Consider the following 4,121-nt stretch of genomic DNA (forward strand, 5'->3'; position numbering starts at 1 on the left):
ATGTAGGTATTATGTACTTTGCTTTTCAATTTCTTTTTGATATTTTCTAAAAGCTCTAATATTTTCTAAGTGTTCGTCATAAGTTGCTGTGAAGTTATGTGTACCTGTTTCATTTAGCATGAAAAAAATATAGTCACTCTCAGCCGGCTTCACAGCAGCTTTTAGTGCTTCTAAAGTTACTGTACTTAGAGGGTGAGGAGGTAAGCCTTTGTGTTTATATGTATTATAGGCACTTTCCTCATTTTTAATACGTTCAGGTGTCACGATTGTATGGGCATATGGTCCATAGTTAAGTGTACTGTCCATCTGTAGTCTCATGTTTTTTTCCAGTCGGTTATATATCACAGAAGAGATCAGTGGCATTTCATGGATAGAATTACTCTCTTTTTGTATGATGGACGCGATAATATGAATAATTTTAAGTTCCATGACGTCGGGTATTTCATTAAAATACTCTTTTGTAAACTTCACTAATTTTCGTTTGGAATCTAAGAAAATATATTGCATTGTTGCATTTTCATCTGCCTTACGTGCTATTGTGTAACGCTGAGCTAAGATATCTGCTTCTTCAAAATGTGCAAGCATCTTGTAGATATTCAAAAGTTTTTCTTGATCCAGCTTCATATCATTGGCAAGACGTGCAGTCAGCTCATTTTTTGTTTCTCCTGCATAGACCACGATATCCATAAGTTCATTTGTTTTTTGTTTATAGAGATGCTGAAAAAATAAAAAACGTCCATGTTCACTAGGTTCAACACTATACCACCCTTCACTAGGAGTTTTTCTAAGCCTTAACATAAGCTTGTCCATCCACGTGACCTCATATCCATTTGATTTGAGTGTTTTGACAACTTGGTCAATGTTTGAAGAAGGAATATAGAACGTTTTAGTCCCTTCATTTACAGGAATAAAATTATAGATTAAGGGAATCAATAATAGTAACATGAAGATTTCAAAGTAAAGAACAAAATGTCTGTATTTATCTGAAAGTATCTTTTTCATAAATGCCCATAATTTCATAGTTTATTTTAAGTGTTTATTATATCTAAGTTGTATAACTTGGTCTATTTATGTGTCAAATTGTCATATAAATGAAGTTTTATACTATAATAATAGAGATAAGAAATATATAAGAGGAGTAATATCCATGATACCATTTAATCATTTGGGTTGGATATTTAAATACATAGGACCATTAATATATCCTCATTCAATACGAGAGGCTCTTTGTAGCTTCTTGATACCCGTTTCAAAATCTGCATCTGTATTGGATCTTGGTGCAGGAACAGGTATTATGAGTGAATTTGCCTATGCATGTAGAGAGGATCTTCAATTTACAGCAGTTGATCCTGCTGAGGGGATGCTAAAATTTTCTGCTGAGTATATACAGACACATAAAGCTAATGCGGAGGCACTCCCTTTTGATGCGATCAGCTTTGAAGCAATACTTATAGGAGAAGCGCTTCATCATTTTAATGATGTGGATAAATCTATACAAGAGATGGTACGTGTACTTCAAAAAGAAGGAAGACTTTTTATCTATGATTTTGACTCTAGTACATTTATAGGTAAATGTCTTTGCATAGCAGAAAAAATATTAGGTGAACCCGGAAACTTCTTCCCACCTGAAGTGTTAAAACAAAAACTTGAAAGTCATGGATTTTCAGTACACATCACCCACTTTGGGTATCGTTATACGATTGCTGCACAATTGGAGCCATAAATAAAAGCAGAGATTTTTACAAATTTTTTGCTAAAAAAGCATTGAGTTGATTTGCAAAGGCATGGGCATCTTTTGAACCAAAAGCTTTTGGGCCTCCTGTCATCTCTCCACTCTCTCTAATGCTCTCCATCAGATTTCTCATAGCGAGGTATTGTTTGATGTTATCTACACTGTAGAGTTCTCCTCTGTGGTCAATGGCATGGGCATCTTTACATATGATTCTATCTGCCAAAGGGATGTCAGCAGTGATGACCAGGTCACCTATATTACATAACTCTACGATATGATGATCAGCTTCATCTGCACCCTGATCTACGATGATGTACTCTATATGTTGTGATTTACCTATGTTTATCTTTTTATTGGCTATGACTTTAGTGGATAGTGCCAGACGTTCTATACTTCGTAAGATAATGGGTTTAAGAAGATTTGGAAAAGCATCTCCATCGATGAAGAGAGTCATACTATCTCTTTTACTCTACCTACTTCACCCGTATTTAAACGTACTTTGATACCGTGGGGATGGGTAGGGGAGTTGGTGAGGATCTTCTGGACTTTTCCATAGGTGAGCCTTCCTGAGGCTTGGTCTTCTTTCAGTACCACTCCAACATCTAGACCGTACTTGATATCTGCTCTTTTTTGCCCACTTCTCATTTTTTAACCCTTCGGTTCGTAGTTTAATACTTTTTTGACCGTCTCAACTGAACAAAAGAAAAGTGCATCAAAAACAGGGTTTAATTTTGTTTTACTCTCATTGACTGTATCAAAAGGCTGGAAGAAAAAACCTGGTCCATCTTCTTTATTGGCTGGTTTTACATGAAAAACGATAGGTTTTAATGTACGTACAACATTGAGTATCTTTTTATAGTTTTTCTCATCAGGTTTTGGTAGAAAATTGTCTTGTTTACTCTCATTCATTCGAGCTTTAAGCAAGAGTTGGAGTTTGTCATTAAAGATAACTTTATTCCACTTGATCGTACCAAGTTCTATGTCAAATTGACTATTTCCTGCGGTTAGTGGATGAGGCTTAGTCTCACGTATGGCTTCCAATAGTTGAAGAAAAAAGTTCTTTCCTCCAAAGTTATTTGCACACTGTAAAAGTTTTTCATGATGAAGCTTTTTGTCTTCATCTGTTAAAGTATTGAAGTCGCACATAGCACTTCCTTATATTTTTTTGCAATTATACCCAATTTACAGCTAGTATGTATTTTAGTTTGTATGGTTATAATCTCTTTATGTTAAATGAAAAACGTATAGCTCGTATTGATAATTTATTGAGTAAAAAACAACCTGATCTGCAAGTGATGCTGGACAATGTTCATAGTTCACAAAACGTTTCTGCCATTATTCGTTCGGCTGATGCTGTAGGTGTACTAGACATTTATTATAGTACGAAAGAGAATGAAAGTCTTCGTATACATAAAACCATCACACAGGGAGCACATAGATGGACGCATCGTTACAGGATGCATGACGATCACAAAGTGGCATTTTTAAAACAAAAAAAGGAGCAGGGGTTTCAAGTGGTGGTGACACATCTTGAAGAATGTGCAGTTTCTTTTAGAGAGGTTGACTACACGAAACCGACATTGCTTGTGATGGGAAATGAGAAAGATGGTGTTTCTGCTGAAATAGTAGAGTTGGCAGATGAAGTGATCATCATCCCGATGCAGGGTATGGTACAAAGCCTTAATGTCTCGGTGGCCACAGGTCTGATACTTTATGAAGCACAAAGACAACTTGAGGATGCTGGTAGGTATAATGAACCTCTGTTAAGTAACGAAAAAACTGAAGAGATAAAGGCTGCATGGATATATAGAGATACCATCGCACGAAAGAGTAAAGGTGAGATTCCTTTAGAATTTAAAGAAGAGATTATAGCTTTCTAGTCTACACGATATCTACACTTTTATATTCTATGATACAAAAAATGAAAGGAAAAATTATGTTAAACAAAACAAAATATTTAGGTTTGGCTGTTGCAGCATCTTCAGCATTGTTTTTTTCGGGATGTGCTCCAGTACAGTCTGGATATTATGATTCAAGATACTATGATCCAGTTCCATACTCTAGTGTAAGGATATCACTATCAAGTTATAGTTATCCATATTATTATGGTGTACCGTATTATTACTATAGTGGAATCTATTATTATGGTGGATATTACAAAGATGGATATTATTATTATGGAAATCGAAAATTCCGTCATGGTCACTATTTCCACAAAGGGTATCGTTACTATAATAAACGCCGTTATCGTGCAGTAGATGGTAACTATGGATATTATAGAAGCAGAGATGCTTACCAAAGGTCAAGTCACTATAGAAACCGTGATCGTAACCGTGACTATAATAGAGAGTATGCAAATACAAGAACAAATGTTAGAGATAATACACGA

General features: G+C 35.4%; 7 protein-coding genes. 3 read left to right on the top strand and 4 right to left on the bottom strand.

Translation table 11 applies throughout. The annotated features are described in order from the left end of the window. Positions 1 to 9 precede the first annotated feature (9 nt). Positions 10 to 1,002: an endolytic transglycosylase MltG gene (gene mltG / locus ABZC96_RS08730; protein WP_373030511.1), complete on the bottom strand. Its 993-nt coding sequence runs from the start codon at positions 1,000 to 1,002 to the stop codon at positions 10 to 12. A 145-nt stretch (positions 1,003 to 1,147) separates the two neighbouring features. On the opposite strand from mltG, the gene ABZC96_RS08735 reads away from it, so the two are divergent. Continuing rightward, positions 1,148 to 1,723 (top strand): class I SAM-dependent methyltransferase, encoded by a 576-nt coding sequence (locus ABZC96_RS08735; protein WP_373030513.1) that lies wholly within the window; start codon positions 1,148 to 1,150, stop codon positions 1,721 to 1,723. Positions 1,724 to 1,739: 16 nt separating this feature from the next. Here the strand turns inward: ABZC96_RS08735 and ABZC96_RS08740 are convergent, their stop codons facing one another. The 3 genes from ABZC96_RS08740 to ABZC96_RS08750 are packed head-to-tail and all read right to left on the bottom strand — an operon-like array spanning position 1,740 to position 2,878. Further along, the gene (locus ABZC96_RS08740; protein WP_373030515.1) at positions 1,740 to 2,186 is read right to left on the bottom strand and encodes a YaiI/YqxD family protein; all 447 of its coding nucleotides are present in this window, start codon (positions 2,184 to 2,186) and stop codon (positions 1,740 to 1,742) included. After that, positions 2,183 to 2,377, bottom strand: a complete 195-nt coding sequence (locus ABZC96_RS08745; RefSeq protein ID WP_373030517.1) for a YwbE family protein — start codon at positions 2,375 to 2,377, stop codon at positions 2,183 to 2,185. Before ABZC96_RS08745 ends, ABZC96_RS08740 begins: the two co-directional genes overlap by 4 nt. A 3-nt stretch (positions 2,378 to 2,380) precedes the next feature. Beyond that, complete coding sequence (locus ABZC96_RS08750) at positions 2,381 to 2,878, bottom strand: hypothetical protein (protein WP_373030518.1); 498 nt, start codon at positions 2,876 to 2,878, stop codon at positions 2,381 to 2,383. An 80-nt stretch (positions 2,879 to 2,958) separates the two neighbouring features. Here ABZC96_RS08750 and ABZC96_RS08755 point away from each other — a divergent pair, with 80 nt between their 5' ends. Both ABZC96_RS08755 and ABZC96_RS08760 read left to right on the top strand, forming a co-directional pair. Next, the gene (locus tag ABZC96_RS08755; protein ID WP_373030519.1) at positions 2,959 to 3,612 is read left to right on the top strand and encodes a TrmH family RNA methyltransferase; all 654 of its coding nucleotides are present in this window, start codon (positions 2,959 to 2,961) and stop codon (positions 3,610 to 3,612) included. Between the two features lie 56 nt (positions 3,613 to 3,668). After that, positions 3,669 to 4,121 (top strand): hypothetical protein (locus ABZC96_RS08760; RefSeq protein WP_373030521.1); only part of this gene is annotated, 453 nt, incomplete at its 3' end.

This window comes from Sulfurovum sp. (assembly GCF_041551015.1).
In the GTDB taxonomy this organism is placed as follows: Bacteria; Campylobacterota; Campylobacteria; order Campylobacterales; family Sulfurovaceae; genus Sulfurovum.